This window comes from Nocardioides immobilis (assembly GCF_003515065.1).
Lineage (GTDB): Bacteria > Actinomycetota > Actinomycetes > Propionibacteriales > Nocardioidaceae > Nocardioides > Nocardioides immobilis.
This window is the reverse complement of the sequence record NZ_QXGH01000040.1, coordinates 57,227-75,849: the sequence shown is the minus strand read 5'-3', so window position 1 is coordinate 75,849 and position 18,623 is coordinate 57,227. Positions and strand designations below refer to the sequence as shown.

At 67.1% G+C, this 18,623-nt stretch carries 19 protein-coding genes; 11 read left to right on the top strand and 8 right to left on the bottom strand.

The features are described from left to right. Positions 1-650: tyrosine-type recombinase/integrase (locus D0Z08_RS28100; RefSeq protein ID WP_245994593.1), on the top strand; the 650-nt coding region annotated here is incomplete at its 5' end. Positions 651-954: 304 nt separating this feature from the next. Here D0Z08_RS28100 and D0Z08_RS28095 read toward each other — a convergent pair. The 4 genes from D0Z08_RS28095 to npdG are packed head-to-tail and all read right to left on the bottom strand — an operon-like array spanning position 955 to position 5,245. Then, positions 955-1,332, bottom strand: coding sequence for a carboxymuconolactone decarboxylase family protein (locus D0Z08_RS28095; RefSeq protein ID WP_245994592.1), 378 nt, complete (start codon positions 1,330-1,332; stop codon positions 955-957). Next, on the bottom strand, positions 1,329-2,048 hold the full coding sequence (gene cofC, locus D0Z08_RS28090) for a 2-phospho-L-lactate guanylyltransferase (protein WP_182481527.1): 720 nt from the start codon (positions 2,046-2,048) through the stop codon (positions 1,329-1,331). Before cofC ends, D0Z08_RS28095 begins: the two co-directional genes overlap by 4 nt. Next, positions 2,045-4,567: a bifunctional FO biosynthesis protein CofGH gene (locus D0Z08_RS28085; RefSeq protein WP_118928601.1), complete on the bottom strand. Its 2,523-nt coding sequence runs from the start codon at positions 4,565-4,567 to the stop codon at positions 2,045-2,047. Before D0Z08_RS28085 ends, cofC begins: the two co-directional genes overlap by 4 nt. Before the next feature lie 18 nt (positions 4,568-4,585). Further along, positions 4,586-5,245: an NADPH-dependent F420 reductase gene (npdG, locus tag D0Z08_RS28080; protein WP_245994590.1), complete on the bottom strand. Its 660-nt coding sequence runs from the start codon at positions 5,243-5,245 to the stop codon at positions 4,586-4,588. A 95-nt stretch (positions 5,246-5,340) separates the two neighbouring features. On the opposite strand from npdG, the gene D0Z08_RS28075 reads away from it, so the two are divergent. Together D0Z08_RS28075 and D0Z08_RS28070 are read left to right on the top strand one after the other, a co-directional pair. Next, positions 5,341-5,781, top strand: a complete 441-nt coding sequence (locus D0Z08_RS28075; RefSeq protein ID WP_281271787.1) for an FAS1-like dehydratase domain-containing protein — start codon at positions 5,341-5,343, stop codon at positions 5,779-5,781. Beyond that, positions 5,774-6,202 carry a MaoC/PaaZ C-terminal domain-containing protein gene (locus D0Z08_RS28070; protein WP_182481525.1) on the top strand — a complete coding sequence of 143 codons (429 nt, stop codon included), beginning with the start codon at positions 5,774-5,776 and terminating at the stop codon, positions 6,200-6,202. The genes D0Z08_RS28075 and D0Z08_RS28070 overlap by 8 nt, the downstream gene beginning before the upstream one ends. 50 nt (positions 6,203-6,252) lie before the next feature. Here the strand turns inward: D0Z08_RS28070 and D0Z08_RS28065 are convergent, their stop codons facing one another. Genes D0Z08_RS28065 through D0Z08_RS28055 form a run of 3 tightly spaced genes read right to left on the bottom strand, consistent with a single transcriptional unit; the run spans position 6,253 to position 9,381 of the window. Then, the gene (locus D0Z08_RS28065; RefSeq protein ID WP_118928599.1) at positions 6,253-7,311 is read right to left on the bottom strand and encodes a zinc-dependent alcohol dehydrogenase family protein; all 1,059 of its coding nucleotides are present in this window, start codon (positions 7,309-7,311) and stop codon (positions 6,253-6,255) included. Positions 7,312-7,366: 55 nt separating this feature from the next. Next, on the bottom strand, positions 7,367-7,903 hold the full coding sequence (locus D0Z08_RS28060; protein WP_118928598.1) for a cupin domain-containing protein: 537 nt from the start codon (positions 7,901-7,903) through the stop codon (positions 7,367-7,369). A 32-nt stretch (positions 7,904-7,935) separates the two neighbouring features. Further along, positions 7,936-9,381, bottom strand: a complete 1,446-nt coding sequence (locus D0Z08_RS28055) for an aldehyde dehydrogenase family protein (protein WP_220454412.1) — start codon at positions 9,379-9,381, stop codon at positions 7,936-7,938. A 159-nt stretch (positions 9,382-9,540) separates the two neighbouring features. Here D0Z08_RS28055 and D0Z08_RS28050 point away from each other — a divergent pair, with 159 nt between their 5' ends. From D0Z08_RS28050 to D0Z08_RS28035, 4 genes are all read left to right on the top strand, one after another. Continuing rightward, positions 9,541-10,422 (top strand): acyl-CoA thioesterase, encoded by an 882-nt coding sequence (locus D0Z08_RS28050; RefSeq protein ID WP_182481524.1) that lies wholly within the window; start codon positions 9,541-9,543, stop codon positions 10,420-10,422. Between the two features lie 73 nt (positions 10,423-10,495). Further along, entirely contained in the window at positions 10,496-11,434 is a 939-nt protein-coding gene (locus D0Z08_RS28045) for an alcohol dehydrogenase catalytic domain-containing protein (protein ID WP_118928596.1), read from the top strand. A 216-nt stretch (positions 11,435-11,650) separates the two neighbouring features. Further along, a complete protein-coding gene (locus D0Z08_RS28040) occupies positions 11,651-12,562 on the top strand; it encodes an LLM class flavin-dependent oxidoreductase (protein ID WP_182481523.1) in 912 nt (303 codons plus the stop codon). Positions 12,563-12,624: 62 nt separating this feature from the next. Then, positions 12,625-13,419 (top strand): SDR family NAD(P)-dependent oxidoreductase, encoded by a 795-nt coding sequence (locus D0Z08_RS28035; protein ID WP_220454411.1) that lies wholly within the window; start codon positions 12,625-12,627, stop codon positions 13,417-13,419. On the opposite strand, the gene D0Z08_RS28030 is transcribed toward D0Z08_RS28035, so the two are convergent. Then, entirely contained in the window at positions 13,374-14,687 is a 1,314-nt protein-coding gene (locus D0Z08_RS28030) for an MFS transporter (RefSeq protein ID WP_147381558.1), read from the bottom strand. The genes D0Z08_RS28035 and D0Z08_RS28030 overlap by 46 nt on opposite strands. Positions 14,688-14,761: 74 nt before the next feature. Between D0Z08_RS28030 and D0Z08_RS28025 the strand changes: the two genes are divergently transcribed. The 4 genes from D0Z08_RS28025 (at position 14,762) to D0Z08_RS28010 (ending at position 18,575) form a co-directional block, all read left to right on the top strand. After that, complete coding sequence (locus D0Z08_RS28025) at positions 14,762-15,466, top strand: GntR family transcriptional regulator (RefSeq protein ID WP_118928592.1); 705 nt, start codon at positions 14,762-14,764, stop codon at positions 15,464-15,466. Positions 15,467-15,535: 69 nt separating this feature from the next. Beyond that, the gene (locus tag D0Z08_RS28020; protein WP_118928591.1) at positions 15,536-16,774 is read left to right on the top strand and encodes a CoA transferase; all 1,239 of its coding nucleotides are present in this window, start codon (positions 15,536-15,538) and stop codon (positions 16,772-16,774) included. After that, positions 16,771-17,613, top strand: coding sequence for an HpcH/HpaI aldolase/citrate lyase family protein (locus tag D0Z08_RS28015; RefSeq protein ID WP_118928590.1), 843 nt, complete (start codon positions 16,771-16,773; stop codon positions 17,611-17,613). The genes D0Z08_RS28020 and D0Z08_RS28015 overlap by 4 nt, the downstream gene beginning before the upstream one ends. Next, entirely contained in the window at positions 17,610-18,575 is a 966-nt protein-coding gene (locus D0Z08_RS28010) for a MaoC family dehydratase (RefSeq protein WP_118928589.1), read from the top strand. Before D0Z08_RS28015 ends, D0Z08_RS28010 begins: the two co-directional genes overlap by 4 nt. The last annotated feature ends 48 nt before the right edge of the window (positions 18,576-18,623 follow it).

Here is an 18,623-nt window from a genome sequence, read left to right as displayed (position 1 = left end):
ACCACACCGAGCTGCCCAAGGTGATTGCCCGGAAGTCACGGACCCTCACGCCAGAGGAGTTCGACCGGCTGATCGCGGCGATCCCCGAGCAGCACCGGCTGATGGTGCAGACCTTCATCGAGACCGGGATGCGCTGGGGCGAGCTGATCGCCCTCCGGCCGAGGCACATCGACTTCCTCCGCCGCGAGGTCACCGTCGAGGAGACCATCGTCGAAGTCTCGAAGAAGCACTCCCCTACTGGCGAGCGCTGCCTGGTCAAGCCCTACCCTAAGGACAACGAACCACGCACCTTCGGCATGCGCCAGCCGTGGCTCGACGCCGTCGCAGCACACATCCAGTCCCACGGTATCGGCAGAGACGACCTGCTCTTCCCCACCAAGGCGAACACACCGATCTCGCGCAACACCTTCCGCACCCGGGTCTGGCTCCCCGCCGTCAAGGCCAGCGGAGTGGACTTCCCCGTTCGCGTCCACGACCTCCGCCACGCCCACGCCTCATGGCTACTGTCGGGCGGCTCCGACCTCAAGTCTGTGATGGAGCGAATGGGTCACGCCCAGATCCAAACCACCCAGAAGTACCTCCACACCCTTCCCGGCGCAGACCAAAAGAACCTCGATGCCCTTGACCGTGTTTCGAACTCGCGGCGGTAAGCGACAACGGGTGACGAAGCGGTGCTCGTCATGCCGAGGAGCCGAGCCATGTCGTCGTCGGCGTTCTGGCGGGTCTTCACCGCGGTGTTGACCGCAGTGAATAAATAAGACCACGGCACGCTGACCTGGCCAAACATGGTCTCGCTCGTGCGGCAACCGTGAGTGCGGCGCAGGCTGGACGCGGGAGCTCGGCCTCATCCTGTCCTAGATCCCGCGGCAGAAGCCGGGCCTCGCCCGCAACGATGCGGCATCAAGCCTGGGGTGCTTCACCTCGACGACACGATGGGCGAGCTGAAGGGCTACCTCAGCACCCGGACGGAGCGCCTGCGCGTGGGCAGACGGCAGCGGGCGCCGGTTCTGCCTCAGCGCGACGAGGGGCAATCTCCATGAGCAGCCCGAGAGCCGTAATCGCGCTCGGCCATCCGGCATAGAAGGCCAGGTGGGTGATCGCCTCTACGAGCTCATCGCGTGACAGACCGTTGTCGAGCGCCAGCCTGAGGTGCCCTTCCAGTTGCTCCGGACGGTAGGCCGTCACGAGTGCTGCCACGGTGATCAAACTCCGATCCCGCGTCACCAGACCCGGCCGCTCCCACACGTCACCGAACAGGACCTCTGTCGTCAGATCGTTGAACTTGGGCGCGATGGCCGCGACGTCTGCGGACCGCACAGCGCGGCGCGTCACGGACGCGACCCTGCGGACGCGCTTGCTCCCGCCGCCGCAGACACGATCCCGGCCCAACGATCACCAGCTGCCGCCATGCGGGCGGCACCTGTGGCGCCGGACACCGACGAGAACGTGAACTCACCGACGCCCAGCCCCACCGCTTCCTGGAGGCCGTCGAGGTCGTCGACGTCCCTTCGCAGGCACCTCGGCGCCTGGGTGAGCTCCACGTGTCCGGCAGCCCGATGGAGAGCGGCCGAGCCATGCCCGTACCGCGGAATCAGCCGGGCTGGCGATGACGCCATCAGCAGCGAGGTCCCGTACTCCTCGGCGTCCGCTACGAAGGCGCGGTCGAGACCTACCGCACCCTCCAGGGCAGACGCCAAGGAGCACGCGTCGATGCTGGGCAGGTCCGACGGGATGACGACGACATGATCGTTCGGGTATCTGCGGTCGGCCCACGAGACGCCCCGCATGATCGAGATGTTGAGCGCGTCCCCGCTCGTCTGGACCCAATCGCTGACGAGCCGGGCGCCATGCCGACGGCAGAATCTGCGCAGGCTCGCGTCAGAGCAGACCGCCAGGACCCGATCGATCCCCGGCGTTTCGAGCGCGGCGACGAGCACGTCCCGGGCGAAGGCCTCAGCGAGGGCGCGTCGCACGGGCCCGGGCAGTGCGAGTCTTTGCTTCGCCAGAGCGAGCCGCTTGATCGGGACGATGGCTGTCCAGCTCGTCACGATGCCCTCCGCGCGGCACCGGTGGGTTGGCCGTAGAGCGTGGTTCGTTCGCGCGCCGGACGGCCGACCGCTGCGGCCATGGCCTCGAGCTCCGTCCGCTCCTTGCGGGATCCGTTGGTGGAACCGGCCATCCGCGAGATGGTCTCCTCCATCAGGGTGCCGCCCAGGTCGTTGACTCCCCCGTTGAGGACCTGCGTGCACTGGTCGGGTCCGAGCTTGACCCACGAGCACTGGATGTTGTCGATCAAGCCGTGGAGCATGATCCGGGCCACGGCGTGAACAGCGCGGTTGTCGCGTACCGAGGGCCCCGGTCGGGCTACCCCTGCGAGATAGATCGGGCTGCTCTGGTGCACGAACGGCAGCGGGACGAACTCCGTGAAACCGCCTGTGTCGCGTTGGATATCAGCCAGGACCTTCAGGTGCGTGACCCAATGACTGGGGTGGTCGACGTGCCCGTACATCATCGTCGAGGTGGTGGGCAGACCGACCGCGTGCGCCGTCCTGACGACCTCCACCCACTGGCTCGTCGGGAGCTTGCCCTTGGTCAGCACCCAACGCACGTCGTCGTCGAGGATCTCGGCGGCTGTGCCGGGCAGGCTGTCGACTCCCGCTTCCCTCGCGGCGATGAGGAACTCCGGGATCGACAGACCCGTGCGCGCCACTCCGTTCATGATCTCCATGGGCGAGTAGGCGTGGACGTGAAGGGACGGCTCGGCATCCTTGACCGCCCTGGCGATGTCGAAGTACGCCGTGCCAGGCATCTCGGGATCGATACCGCCCTGCATGCACACCTCGGTCGCACCGGCGACGACCGCGAGCCGAGCCCGCGTCGCGATCTCGTGGAGAGACAGCGTGTAGGCGTCAGCATCAGTCTTGCGCTGAGCGAAGGCGCAGAAGCGGCAGCCCGTGTAACAGATGTTGGTGAAGTTGATGTTCCGGTTGACGACGTACGTCACGTCGTCACCGACGGCGTCACGACGCAGGTCGTCCGCGAGTGCGGCGACAGCCTCGAGCGCCGGTCCTTCTGCCGCCGTCATCAGCGCCAGAGCGTCGTCGTCGCTCAGACCAGAGGGAGCCCTCTCGGCTGCCCGTAAGGCGGCCGCGACGTCAGACGACAACCGCTCGACGGACCTGCCCGCGGCGACGTGCTCGCGCAGGGCGCCCCAGTCTCCGTAGACGTCCTCGAAGTCAGATCGGCGATCGTTGCTGCGTCCGTCGGTATCGACCGAGGTGTGCAGGTCGGACCGTCCGCTCGTGACGTCGAACCCGCCATCGGGCTCCTGCCAGGGCAGCCCGAAGGGCACAACGGAGTCCGCTGCCAGCCCGTCGGGACCACGCAAGGCGTCGACGTGCGTCCGCAGACGCGGATCCAGCCACGGGACCTGGAGGTACCGGGGATGCGCCGTCAGCCGTTCCCGCAGCTCGAACGAGGCATCGGCACACAACGACGTCAGATCGTCGATCTGCGGCCACGGCCTCTCGGGGTTGACGTGGTCGGGCGTCAGCGGGCTGATCCCGCCGAAGTCGTCAACGCCCGCGTCGAGCAACGCACGGCACTCGACCAGGTCGACCAGGTTGGGTGGGGCCTGGACCCGCATCGCTGGACCCATGACGACGCGGACGGTCGCGATCGCAGCGAGGTACGCGTCCAGCGGCGCATCCTCGACATGACGCATGGCGGTGTCAGGCTTCGCGCGGAAGTTCTGGACGATGACTTCCTGGATGGACCCGTACGCCCGAGCAAGGCGACGGAGCTCAAAGAGGGACTCAGCACGTTCGGTAAGGTTCTCGCCGATACCGATGAGCAACCCGGTTGTGAACGGAACGTTCAACCGACCGGCGTCCTCGAGCACCCGCAACCGCGCGGCAGGGTCCTTGTCCGGCGACTTGTGGTGCGGCTGCCCCTTCTGCTCGTACAGCCGGCGCGAGGTGGTCTCGAGCATCATGCCCATGGACGGCGCAACCGGCTTGAGCCTGTTCATCTCGGCCCACGACATGACGCCGGGGTTGAGGTGCGGGAGCAGACCTGTCCGCTCGAGTACCAGCACGCTCATCGCGCGCAGGTACTCCAGCGTGCTGGCGTAGCCCGCCTCCTCCAGCCATGCCTGAGCCTCGGGCCACCTGTCCTCGGGGCGATCACCCAGGGTGAAGAGCGCCTCCTTGCACCCCATCTCGGCACCCCGGGTCGCGATCGCCACGACCTCATCCGGCGACAGGAACGGTGACGCGACCTTGCCGGGCACCGTCGCGAAGGTGCAGTAGTGGCATCGGTCCCGACACAACCGCGTCAACGGGACGAAGACCTTCTTGCTGTACGTCACGACGCCCGGACGACCGGCCTGCTCGAGGCCTGCATCCCGGACCCGCCGCGCAACGACCATCAAACGGTCGAGCTCCGGTCCTGTGGCCGCAAGCAGTGCCCGGACCTCTCCGAGGTCGACCGACCTCCCTCCTTCGACACGCGTCACGGCTCGCGCGACCTCACGGGAGTGGGGCTGCGCCTGCGGAGCGGACAGCATGGGGAGGTCAGTCACGGGTCAGACGTCCTTGAGACCAGTGATCGAAACACCCGTGCGGGTCTTGTACCGCTTGTTCATGCCGATCAGCACCGCTGTCAGGGGCTCCAACTGGCGGGCCAGCCGTAGTGACCCGGCATCGATCCCCCGCTTGCCTGTCACAGATGCCGCCAGGTCCTGCACGACCCCTTTGGCCTCCTGGTCGTCGCCGCACACCAGGACGTCCTCGTGCGCAAGCAGCTCAGGGGTCTTCCAGAGGGACAGCGCGGCGACGTGGTGAAAGGCGCCGACGACCCGCGCACCGGGCACCAGCCGCTGCGTCTCCTGGGCAGCCGACTCCTCGAGGACCAGCCCGTAGGCGCCGTCCTCATCGAAGGCCAGAGGATTGATGCAGGAGATGACGACCTTGCCGGCAAGATCGAGCGCCAGGGAGGCGACCAGTGCCGCGTGTCCGTCCCATGGCACCGCTAGCAGGACGAGGTCGGCCTTGCCAGCGGCCTCCGGGTTGCTAGCGCCCACGACCAGAGCGCGTTCCAGCCTGCCGTTGATCTCCTCGGCCTTCTCCTGGGCTCGAGCCGCGTCTCGGGAACCCAGCACGACCTCGTGGCCGGCGAGGGCGAACCTGTAGGCGAGGCCCCGTCCCTGCGGGCCCGTACCCCCGATCACGGCGATGGTATCCACAGAGATCCTTTCAGCATTATGCATTGTGTACGATCGCAAACCATCCTACAGTTTCGGGAAGGGCGCGACTACCCCACGACGGAGGCGAGAAACCCGTGGCGTACACAGCTCCGGTCGAGGCCGGCTTCGTCATGTTGTTCGCTCGCAGCGTCGGAGACACCGATCCCGTATACGGCGATCAGCTCGCGGCGGGGACCGGGGAGCAGCTCGTCACCCCACCGACGTTCGTTCGAGCCTTGGACCACTTCGATCCCACGTCACGCACTCGTCCGTCCCTGCCCACCCTCTCCCCCGACTTCGGTGGAAGCCCCAACATGGTCCACGCCGAACAGCATTTTGAGTACCTTGCGCCGTTTCGCGCGGGCGAACAGGTCGTGGTGGAGGCCTTTGAAGGACGCACTTGGACCAAGAACGGCCGGTCCGGTCGGCTCGACTTCAGCGAGACAGTGACCGAATACCGACGCTCGGACGGCGACGTGCTGGTCCGAGCTCGCAAGGTGAGCGTCCGCACCATCTCGCAGGATGCCGATGCCTGACGCACAGAGCGCCGACTTCGCTGTCGGCCAACAGTTCACCGGGCTCCTCGCCGAGGATCTCTCCCGGCCTCACATCGCGCAGTACGCCGGAGCCTCGGGGGACTTCAACCGCGTCCACGTCGACGAGGCGTTCGCCACGCAGAAGGCCGGGCGGGACGCCGTCATTGCCCACGGGATGTTCACGATGGGCCTGACGGCCAGCTTCATCACGTCACTCATCGGACCAGCAACACTTCGCTCGTTCGGCGGAAGGTTCCTCGCCGCCGTCGTCCCCGGCGACACCTTGATGTGCGTCGTCACCGTTGCGGCCGTGGACCGAGACCCGGACGGCCCCAACGTCACCTTTCAGGTGGAGACAACCGCGCGAGGCCGATCGCCCGTCTTCGCAGGAAGCGCCGTCGCGCGCTTCCGCGGCGACTGAGCGCTGGCGCCGGGCACGCCAGCGTCTCGGCAACCCGAAATGGGTGACGCTCAGAACTCGAAGACCGCCTTGCCCCCGGCCTGCTTGTCGAACTCGACGTAGGCCTCCTCAGCTTGATCGAGGGTCCAGCGATGCGTGAAGACGGCGTCGGCGTCGATCCCGTGGTCGGCGATAAAGCGAGCGCAGTCGTACATGGCCTGATCGGAGAAGGTGTACGAACCGATCAGCGACAGTTGCCGGCGGATCACATCCCGGCTGATGTCGATCTCGGTGGCTGGGCCGTGGCCTACGAAGGCCACCTTGCCCCAGGTCGCCGTGCTGACGACCGCTGCCTGGCGACCCGAAGGCGCACCCGATACATCGAGCGCGCGGGTCACGCCGCGGCCGCCGGTCAGCTCGCGGATCGCCTCGACGGGGTCCGTCGTGCTTGAGTCGATCGCGTGAGTGGCTCCGAACTTTGTTGCCATGGTCACCCGCTCGCTCGCGATGTCGACGCCGATGACAGGCGCGCCCATCGCGGTAGCCAGTTGCACCGCACCCTGGCCGACCGGGCCCAGACCGAAGATCGCGATCGTGTCGGCTGCCGTGAGCTCGAGCCGCTGCAGGGCGCCGTACGCCGTACCGGTGCCGCACGCAACAGCCGCGCCCGCGGAGAAGCTCAACTCGTCCGGCAGCGGGAGCACTGCCACTGCCGGGGCGACCATGTAGTCGGCGTGGCCGCCATCGACGGTCGAGCCGATGAGTCCGGTGCCGCGCTCGCACAGTTGGGTCCAGCCAGCCCGACACTCTCGGCACAGGCCGCAACCCGTGTAGTGGAAGACCATGACACGGTCCCCCACCGCGATGGACGCATCGACGCCGGGGCCGACCTCCGCGACGATGCCGCACGGCTCGTGTCCGGCGATGATCCGCATGTCGTCCTCGAGAGCCCCTGGCCCGGTCCCGAACGAAGCCAGCGCCTCCTTCATCCCGAGGCGGTAGAACTTGAGGTCGCTGCCGCAGATGCCCGAGGCCTTGATCTCGATCACGACCTCGCCCGTTCCAGCCTTCGGTTCGTCGAAGGTGCCGATCTCGATCTTCCGGTCTCCGGTGAACACCACGCCACGCATCTACTTCGCTCCTCGATTTGTCTTGTCGTCGAACTGGGATCGGGCAGCGGACCGATCAGCGCGTCGCGCCCATCTGGACGGCGACCTTCGTGCAGGGGATGTCGCCGCGGTTGCGCCATGTGTGGACCGTCCCCCGCTGCACGAGGGAGTCGCCGGGCTTCAGGAGTGTCTCGCCTGTCTCGGTGACGGCGTAGAGCTCGCCAGAGATGATCGTGACGATGTCGATCGTGTCGGTCTGGTGCATCCCGGCGACCCCGGTCTCCTCGTCGTCGAGCTGGGCGTCGCCGCCGCTCATCGCCTCCAAGGAGGACTGGTACTCCGCGGCCGCGTCCCACTCGCTGTCGGGCGGGAAGGTGGTGATGCGGTAGATGAACCCGCCGCGCGGTGGGTCCAGCAGGACGTCTCCGCTGGTGCCGTCCTCGTTCGTGACCGGCGTCGGCAGCTCCTTGACCGTCCAGATGTCACACACGGTGAACCCGGGGGTCGCCACCCGGACCGGGGTCGGTCCGTCCTCGACGAAACCGGACTTGCCGTTGGCGTCGACTCCGGTGACCACTCGGCGGGCCTGAATCTTGAGGTGCTCTCCTGCCATGGTGAAGCCTTCCTGTTAGCGGTGCCGGTGGCCTAACGGGCCACGTGGACAGCCTGCACCTGGGTGAACTCGAGCATGCCGAGGCGACTGTTCTCGACCCCGATGCCGCTCCACTTGGCTCCTGCGAACGGCTGATGCGGAAGCGTTTGCGCGTGGTTGTTGACCCACACGGTGCCGGCCTCGATCCGGTCGGCGACTGCTTCGCCGCGCTCGAGGTCGGACGTCCAAACAGAGCCGCCGAGGCCGTACTTGGAGTCGTTCGCGCGAGCCAGAGCCTCGTCGAGGGTCTTGTAGGACATCACCGGGAGGGCCGGCCCGAACTGTTCCTCGTCGACGATGCGGACGCCGTCATCGAGGTTGCTGAGGATCGTCGGGCGGTAGAAGTAGCCCTCTCCGTCGTGGCGTGTGCCGCCTGCCGCGGCGTGCGCGCCCTTGTGCAGTGCATCCTCGACCAAGTCCGTCACGATGCCCAGCTGGATGCGGTTGTTGACCGGTCCATAGTCGGTGGTGGGGTCGGTCCCCACGCCGACGACCTTGTTGTCGGCGATGGCGGCAAGTGCGTCCACCAGCTCGTCGTGCAGCTTCTCCGGCACATACACGCGCTTGATGGCGGCACATGTCTGACCGCAGTTCACGAACCCGCGGTCGAAGATGCCGGCCGCGATGGCGGCGGGATCGGCGTCGTCCAGGACGATCGCCGCGTCGTTGCCGCCCAGCTCGAGCGTCGTGCGCTTGAGGTCCGGCACCGCTGCGGCGGCGACGAGCTTGCCGGTCGCGGTTGATCCGGTGAAGCTGATCTTGCGGGTGAGCGGGTGCGATGTCATCCACGAGCCCAGCTGTGCGCCGCCCGAGAGGGCGCTCACCACGCCGGGCGCGAGGACGCCCTGGAGGACCTCGACCCACTTGAGGGTAGCGAGCGGCGTGAACGGCGACGGCTTGACGACAACGGTGTTGCCCACGCGGAGCGCCTGCGCGGCCTTCTTGCCCGCGCTCTGGATCGGGAAGTTCCATGGCGCGATCGCGATGACCGGGCCCAGTGGACGCCGGTGGACCACCACTCGGCGCACGTCACTGTCCTCAGCCACCTCCGGCGTAATGTCCAGGTCGGCATACCAGCGGAACCACCGGGCAGTCGTCTCCACCTCGGCGACCGACTCACGTAGCGGCTTGCCCTGCTCGGCGGTGAGGATCTGCGCCAGATCGGCGGCGTGACGCTCCATCACCTCAGCGGCGGCGTACATCGCGGCGACCCGGGCGGCGTCATCGACCTTCCAGGAGTGGAAAGCCGCAAGCGCACCCTCCATCGTGTCGTCCAGCTGCTTCGGCGTCGCGTCAGGAGCATTCGCGAGGAAGCGGCCCGTCGCGGGGTTGACGACCTCGAAGGTGGCCTCAGGCTTCACGCAGCGACCTCTGATGATGATCGCGATGGCAGCCGCCTCGGCGAGGTCCTGCCCGCCGGTTCTCGTTGTGCCCGACACGTGCGCTCCTCATTCATCAGCCGACGACCGCCGGGGATCCGGTGCCTCAGCATTGCCGGGGCATCTCGTACATCATACGTGATCGTAATGTTAGGTGAAGGGAACACTTGGAAAGATCATGCATCATACGTGATACGTAGACTATCGCTAAGGAACATCGTGCCGTCCAATGCCGCAGAGCTCGTCCGCATCCTCAACCTGAACGACGACGGGGCGGACCGGTATGTGGGCGGCCACCCGGGAGAGTCCCTCCTCGCCAAGGTGTACGGCGGCCAGCTGATCGCGCAGGCGCTCGTCGCGGCCACCCGCACGGTCGACCCGGGCAGGCCCGTGCACTCGCTTCAGACGATCTGCTTGGACGTCGGTCGCCACGGCGAGCCGGTGCAGTTCGAGGTCGAGCGTCTCCGCGACGGGCGCTCTTTCAGTGCTCGCGCCGTCATTGCCCGGCAAGGCGGGCGGCCCGTGCTGCGGCTGCTCGCGTCCTACCAACCCCGGGAGCAGGGACTGTCTCACCAGATCCCGATGCCGATCGCGCCACCCCCGGGGGGACTTCCGCTCGCGCACGAGGTCATGGCCGCCTTCAGCAACCTTTCCGGCAACGAGTGGCGGGTCGAGTGGTCCGGCCTCGACCTCCGTTATGTGTCCGGTCATCTGGAGGGACGGGTGGGCCGGACGCCGGCCGTGCAGCAGCTGTGGGTCCGGGTCAAGGACCGGCTGCCGGATGACGCGGTCCTGCATCGGCACATCGTCGCCTACCTCAGCGACCTGACGATGACCTCGGCCTCGCTGCTTCCCCACGGCCCCGTGTTCGGCGACCTTGAACTACCGCGCGCCACGCTCAACCATTCCGTGTGGTTCCACGAGGACGCCCGCGCCGATGAATGGCTCTTCGTCGACCAGAGGTCGCCGTGGGCGGGCGGGGCCCGGGGCCTGTCCTTCGCCACTGTCTACAGCGCCGACGGACGGCCGGTTGCTTCACTGGCGCAGGAGGGTCTGATCAGGCCCCTGGGCCGGATGCGCCGACAGCTCGGGTTCGACTGAGTAGACCCCGTCGCCTGCGCACGGAGCAGAAGGCCTCACGTGCGAGATCAACCACTCTACGAAGGAGACACAGATGCTGGCGTGGCAGTACACAGGCGATGGGGAGCCGATCGCACTGAGGGAGGTCGACGAGCCCGTCGCGGCGCCCGGGCAGGTGATCCTGGACGTCAAGGGCGCCGGAATCTGCCACAGCGACATCGGCATGTTGGACGGCACGATCAGCGAGTTCCTAGCCTACCGCCCCATCACCTTGGGCCACGAGGTCGCGGGGATAGTGCGCGAGCTCGGCGAGGGCGTCAATGACTTCGCGGTCGGCGACAGGGTCGCGGTCCGGTCCGTCGTCGACGGACCGGGTTGCGCCTGTAACGGCGGTTTCCAACCTCGGATCGCCGTACGGACGTCGGAGCTGGTCCACGTCCCCGAGGGAGTGCCGTGGGACCAGGCGGCGGTGTCTACCGATGCGGGCATGACGTCGTACCACGCGGTGATCTCGAGGGCCGCTACCAAAGCCGGCGACAAGATCGGGATCATCGGCTTCGGCGGACTCGGTTCCCTCGGATCGTTCATGGCCATGCGGGCCGGCGCCGAGGTATACGTGGCCGAGACCAACGAGTCGATCCATGCCAAGATCATCGAATCCGGCGTTTCCGCAGTCTCCAGGTCAATCCACGACTTCGCCGACCTGGAGCTCGATTCGATCATCGACTTCGCCGGATTCGGCACCACGACGGCGGCCGCCATCGACACCGTCCGACCTGGCGGCCGGGTCGTCCAGGTCGGACTCGCTGTTCGCATGGGCACGGTCGACCTGGTCAACCTCACCATGCGCCAGATCGAGCTCATCGGTTCGCAGGGCGGGACGAACGAAGGAAATGCTGCTGTTCTGCAGCTGATGGCAGACGGTCATCTCGTCTCGGACACCGAGTGCATCGGCTTCGGCGAGATCGGCAACGCGATTGAACGCCTGCGACGAGGCGAGAACACCGGGCGATTCGCCGTTCTCTACGAATGACGGGGCCTGGTGGGTGTCGCGCACGCAGGCGACCCTGGGTGCAGAACGGGATTCGTCCATTGCGAGAGCGATCTCGTAGGGACAGACGACGGCGATGACGCCGCCGACGGCGGTGTAGACGCCCGGCCAACTGGCACCCCTTCCTAGCGCAGTCTGCATATCGACTACTGTCATATATGATGTGCGACAACCGATCGGTCCGAAACGGAGATGACCATGTCACCCACCCCTCCCATTCCCGTCGGCGTACGGCTGCCCCTCCCCAGCGACAACTTGCCGCCCGCCGAGCTGGTGAAGATGTGCCGAGCCGCCCTCGACATGGGCTACAGCTCGTTCTGGGTGGGGGACCACGTCGTGATGCCCGAGACGAGCATGTCGGCTTATCCCCACACCTCCAGCGGTACGCCGGGATTCAATGCCCACACGCCGTGGGTCGACCCCCTGCTCCAGCTCACCTGGCTGGCCGCTCAGCTCCCCGAGGCACGCTTCGGCACCAGCATCGTCATCATGACGTTGCGCAAGCCCACGCTCCTGGCCAAGCAGCTCGCCACCATTTCGTGGCTGACCGAGCGCCCCTTCTCCTTCGGTGTCGGCACCGGCTGGCTGCGTGACGAGTACGACGCTGTCGGCATGCCGTTCGAGAAGCGCGGCACGCAAGCACGCAAGGACATCGCCGAGATCAAGCAACTCATCACCGAAGGAGCGAGGACCTACATCGTGCGTGGTGAACACGACGAGCCTGTCGAGAAGCGGTTCATCATGAAGCCGACGGCGCCGTCGCCGATCGAGTTCCTCTGGGGCGGTTTCAGCCCGATGGCGATGCGGCTTATCGCCACGTCGTGCGACGGCTGGCTGCCGGCCAAGCAGAGCCTCGAGGCGCTCGAGGGCCACATCCTGCGGCTCAAGGAAGCATGCGACGAGGCAAACCGCGACTTCAACGACCTGCGACTGGTCGCAAAGCCCGGCAGTGGTCCGGACCCTGAGTCAGGTCCCATCGACAGGGACAACCTGCTCGGCTACGCCGAGCTGGGCTTCCACGAGGCGATCCTCGAGATGCCCTACGAGCCCGCCGGCATCGGTGACGCGATCTCCGTGCTCGAGCGGGTGGCTGCGCGCTCCTGGCTCTGACTGCGAGCGCCGGCGCAGCTGTGCCGACCGGCCGCAGAGGTCACACCCCGTTCGAGGAGACGATGATGGAAACCAACACATTGACGTGGCAGGGCAAGACCGTGCTCGTCACCGGCGGGACGAGCGGCACCGGGTTGAAGTCGGCTGCCCGGTTCCTGGCCGGCGGCGCCAACGTCGTCATCAACGGGCGCACACCAGAACGCGCCACTGCCGCCCTCGATGAACTCCGAGAGATCTCTACGAACGTCCAGACGACGCTCGCCGACTGTTACGTCTACGACGAGGCAGCACGGGCGGTCGCCGAGACGGTGGACCACTTCGGGGCGATCGACGTCCTCGTGAGTGCTGGCGCGCAAGGAACAGGCGACCCCAAGCCCTTCGCCGACATGGCGCCCGACGAGATCCAGAGCGGCCTGCTGACGCGTTTCCTGTCACGGATGTATCCGGTGCATGCGGCCATCCCCCATCTACGCGGCCGTCCCGGTGGCGCGATCGTCATGCTCACCACGGATGCGGCGCGCCACGCCACGCGCGGTGAGAGCATCATCGGTGCGTACGCAGCCGGCGTCATCGCAGCAACGAAGACGATTGCCCGCGAGCTGGCTCGCGACCACATCCGCGTCAACACCGTCTCGATGACACTCACGGCGGGGACTCATTCCTGGGATCGCATCTTCGAGAAGGAGAGCTTCCAGAGCGGTCTGTTCGAGAAGGCGATCTCCCGATTCCCGTTCGGACAACCCCCGACCTCCGACGACGTCGCCGACGCGGTCACGTTCCTCGCGTCATCGCACGCCTCCCAGATCACCGGTCAGACCGTGAGTGTCAACGGAGGGCTGTCGTTCGGCGGGTGGTGAGGCTTCAGCTCCCGAACAGTCGCCATCATGAAGGCTGCCCCGAGCAGCGCACTCGTTGCGGAGATGAACCAGGCCGCGGGGAACGACACCTGTTGAGCCACGAACCCGAAGCACAACGGACCGATCAGAGCACCGAGAAACGTGCCGGTCTGCATGTAGCTCGTGGCGACCGCGGCATTGTGCGCGTGCGTTGCCAACGCCGCGTGGTGCAACAACCCCGGCCAGGACCAACCCAGCCCGAACGCCACCAGGGTCGCCGACAGCAGCAGGCCGAACGGCCCGCCCGCTCCGAGGACCACCATGCTCAGGGATCCGGCCACCAGCATCGCCGACGTGGCCCGCAGATGACACAGCGGCTCGGGCCACACGTCGGACAGCACTCCGACCGCGACCCTGGAGACGATTCCCACCCAGCCGCCGACAGCCAGCAGGATCGCGGCACTGCTCGGTGTCTGTCCCGCGTCGATCAACCCTTCGACGGTGAACGGCGTGAGGACCGACGTCCCGATCGAGCCGCAGAGACCGCCGAAGCCAAGGATGACGAGGGACCGTTGCGGCCGCATCCTCTGACGTTGCTCGCGGCGGTCCGTCTCGACCTCGTCCCTTCCCAGCCTCCACGACAGTGTGAACAGGAGGCCTCCCGCAACAGCGCAGGACCAGAACAGAGAGCGCCAGTCGACGCCGAGCTCGGCCACACAGTAGGCACCGAGCGCCGCGAAGGTCGCCGCCGCCGGAGCCGCGGCAGCCTTCAGCCCGAACGCCAGCCCCCACCGGTTCACCGGCACGATCTTGGTGATGAGGATGTTCAGCGAGGGTGTCAACAGCCCGTTCACGACACCGGCACCGAGGCAGAGCATCAGGAACACTGGTCGGTTGGGCGCAGCTCCGAGACCCACGAACAACAAGGAGCTGCACAACGTTCCTGCGCGCGCAACCGTGCTTGTCCGAGACCTCACTGCCAGCCAACCCCCGGCACTCGTGAACACGGCCGAGCACAGGAAGAACGAAGAGAAGGCCAGACCGATGTCGGCGACACTCAACTGGATGTCGGCCCTGATCCCGAACGCGATCGAGCCGAGGGCCAGCACTGGCAACATGGCATGGACGGCCACCGCGGCCGGAAACACCAGCACGCCGAATAGCTGCCATATCTTCCCGCCTCCTGGAGACCCGCCCGATGTCACGGAACAAGAGGCGTAGGGAATGGTCACAGCACATATATTATACTTTTGCTCACCTAGCGACGGAGGCACGACTCCCCCGGACACGGCACATCGAGCGGAACCAAGGTGCTATAGCAGGTATAGTGCATTCCATACGATAGTGACTTGGGAGAGGGCAGATGACACAGGACAGGATCGCGGCGGCACGGAGCCGCAAGCGAACCCAACTTCCCGAAGAAGTCGCCACCTACGTGCGCGAGCTCATCATCTCCGGCGCCGTCAGACCGGGCGACTTCCTGCGCATGGAGCCCATCGCGGAGGCCGTCGGCGTGAGCAACACGCCCGTACGGGAGGGGCTTTTGGCTCTTAAGAGCGAGGGTTTCGTGCGTCTCGAGCCTCGACGCGGGTTCGTCGTCGCTCCCTTCACCCAGCAGGACATTCGCGACCTCTTCTGGGCGCAGGCCCAGCTTGGCGCCGAGCTCGCGGCTCGCGCTGCCGTCAACATCACGCCCGAACAGCTCAAGGCTCTCGACGAGAATCTCAAGGAGTACGACGCCGCCATCGCGAGCGGAGATGAAGAAGCAATCGCCGAGATCGGACACCAGTTCCACCGCCAGGTGAACCTCGCGGCCAACTCCCACCGACTCGCGCTGCTTCAGGGCGCTGTCGTGAAGCACCTCCCGAACCGCTTCTACGCCACCATCGAGGGTCAGGTCGCCGGCGCATCCCATGATCACCCACTCCTCCTCGAGGCCCTCAGGAAGGGACACACCAAGAAGGCGCGCTCCCTCATGGAGGTCCACATCCTCGAGGGCGCCGATCACCTCATCGAGAGCCTGATCAAGCAAGGCCTGTGGGCGGACGCCGAGGAGAAGCCGGCCTGACGGGGCTTCCCGAAGCAGCCGAGGCCGCGCTGGCTTCATCGCTTGAAAAATATTGTGTACGATGTACGGATGAGCGATGACATTGGAGACTTGCCCTCCCACCGCCCGTTGCAGGGACTTCGCGTCCTGGAGTGCTCCAGCTTCGTCGCAGGCCCGTCCGGCTGCATGACTCTCGCGACCATGGGTGCCGACGTCATTCGTGTCGATCCGATCGGCGGAGCCGCAGATCACGGCAGGTGGCCAGTCTCGAACCGCACGGGCGAGAGCCTGTACTGGTCGGCGCTGAACCGCGGCAAGCGGTCGGTGTGCGTCGACCTTCGTCAACCGGAGGGGCGCGAGCTCGTTGTCAGCCTTGCCACGCTGCCCGGACCGGACGCGGGCGTCATCGTGGACAATAACGTCGGACGGCCTTGGCTCGCGTACGACGCGCTCGTCCAGCGCCGATCCGATCTCATCCAGGTACACATCCAGGGCCACCCCGACGGCCGCCCGGCTGTCGACTACACCGTCAATGCGGAAGTCGGCGTCCCCGACATCACCGGCCCAGCCAGCGTCGCTGAGCCGGTGAACCACGTCCTGCCGGCCTGGGACCTGTTGACCGGGATGACCGCCGTCACTGCCCTCCTGTCGGCACTCCGCCGGCGCGACCGCACCGGCGAGGGCTCCTTCCTCTCCCTCGCGCTCGCCGACGTCGCTCTAGCTGGCGTCGCGTCGCTCGGTTGGCTCGCTGAGGCGGCGGAGCGGGGCGACCGACCGCGACACGGCAACCACGTCTACGGCAGCTTCGGCGTCGACTTCGCGACGCTCGACCATCACCGCGTCATGGTCGTTGCCCTCACGTCGCGGCAGTGGAAGAACCTGCGCGACGTGACCAAGACCGACCGCGTGTTTCGCGCCCTCGAGGAGGCGCTGCAGGTCGACCTCGCGGTCGAGACCGACCGCTACCAGCTCCGCGAGACAATCGCGGCCGTGCTGCGCCCGTGGTTCGCGGCCCGCACGGTCGACGAGGTCACCCAGGAGCTGGACGCCGCCCAGGTGCTGTGGAGCCGGTACCGCACGATGGCCGAGGCCGTAAAGGAGCTCGCGAAGGTCCCTGACGGGACGGTCGTCACCCAGCTCGAGCAGCCCGGAATCGGTGTCGTCACCTCCGCGCGTTCGCCGATCCGCAGCCACGGGGTCTACACCGAGCCTCGAGCCGCGCCTCGCCTCGGCGAGAACACGGACGAGGTGCTCACAGCAGTGCTCGGGTTGGACCCCCACGAGGTGTCGCGGCTGCACGACCGGGGCGTCATCGGAGGCGAGAGGTGAGGCGCAGGGCAGTCCTGTCCGTTCCGGCCTCTGAGCCGCGCAAGATCGACAAGGCCTGGGGTCTCGAGGTCGACGAGGTCGTCATCGACCTCGAGGACGCGGTCAGCGTCGACCAGAAAGACACCGCACGCACCAACATCGCCCATCTGAGCGCGCGCGCCCAGGGCTCCGTCGCCGTTCGGATCAACGCCCTGGGCTCGGAGTGGGCGGAGAACGACATCGTGGCGGCCGTCGCCAGTCCCGTCGTCGACTCGATTGTGCTCCCCAAGGCAGAGGACCCCGCAGCCATCCTCGACCTAAGTCGCCACCTCGACTTGCTGGAGGACAGAGCCGGACGCACCAAGGCCCTGGGCATCCAGGCCCTCATCGAGTCCCCGCGCGGCGTCCAGCAGGTCCAGGGGATCGCCTCGGCGAGTAACCGAATGACCGCGCTGATCATCGGCTACGCCGACCTCTCCGCCTCGCTGGGTCGTCGCATCGACGCCCCCTGGCACACCGTGCAGGATCTGGTCCTGCTGGCCGCCCGTGCTGCCGGGATCCAAGTGATCGACGGGCCGCTCCTGACCACCGCGGCGGACGCGGACCTCGATCGTGCAGCGTCCGTCGCCCAGGGTCTCGGCTTCGACGGCAAGTGGGTCATCCATCCCGCTCAGATCCCTGCGGTGCAGCGCGTCTTCACACCCACCGACGAGGAGGTCGCCGAGGCACGCGAGATCCTCGAAGCCATGGATGACGCGCAGCGCGAGGGGCGCGGGGCGGTGCAGTGGAAGGGCCGGATGCTGGACGAAGCAATCGCCATGCGTGCACGTCGCGTCGTCGACAGTGCCCGGCGGCAATGAGCAGCTTCGCGGAGGGCCCGCACTTCGACGACCTTGCCGTCGGCGACGTGTTCACGGCGCCGTCCATGACCCTGACGCCGGGTCGGGCAGCCTGCCACCAGTCCATCCTCGGAAGCCGTCTTCAGCTGTCCCTCGACGAACACCTCGCACGGGCAGTGACCGGAGGTCCGTTGGCCGATCCCGGACTTGTGTGGGACGTGGCGATCGGCCAGTCGACGTCGGTGACTCGCCGCGTTGTGGCCAACTTGTTCTACCGAGGCCTCGGGTTCCGCCGCCTTCCCGCGCTCGGCGACACCCTTGCCACGCGGACCGAGGTGGTCGGTCTGCGCCAGAACGTCAGCCGGCCGACCGGTCTCGCTGCCCTGCGCATCACCACCACGGACCAGGACGGACGTCTCGTTCTCGACTTCTGGCGCTGCGCGATGCTGCCGCTCAGCTCGCCCGACATCAGCACCGGTCATGCGGACGACTTGTCGGGCATCGGCACGGCCCCGGACCTGACCCCACTGATGTCATTCGTCACCTCGTGGGATCTCGACCGATGGCCGGCGATCGAAGGGCCGGAGGTCGAAGCCGGGACCGTGTGGGAACTGCAGGCAGGCGACGTCGTCACCAGCGCACCCGAGCTGGCCCGCCTGACACTCAACCTGGCGCACGTCCATCACGACAGGTTCAGCCAGCCGACCGGCCGGCTGGTCTACGGCGGTCACACCATCGGTCTCGCGCTGGCCCAGCTCACCAAGACGCTCCCCCATCTCCTGACCATCGGCGGCTGGCACGGCTGCGACCACACCGGACCGGTCCGCGAGGGCGACACCGTGAGGTCGACGATCGAGGTGACCTCGGTGGCCAGGGACGCTTGCGGACTGCGCACCGCGGACCTCCGAGTGCTGGTCACAGCGCACGACGACGACGGCGATCGCGACGTTCTGGACTGGCGTCCCATCGTGGTCGTGCGGTAGTCCGAACAAGCAGGCATCCCCCGCCGCCCACCCACAACCCTGACGCTC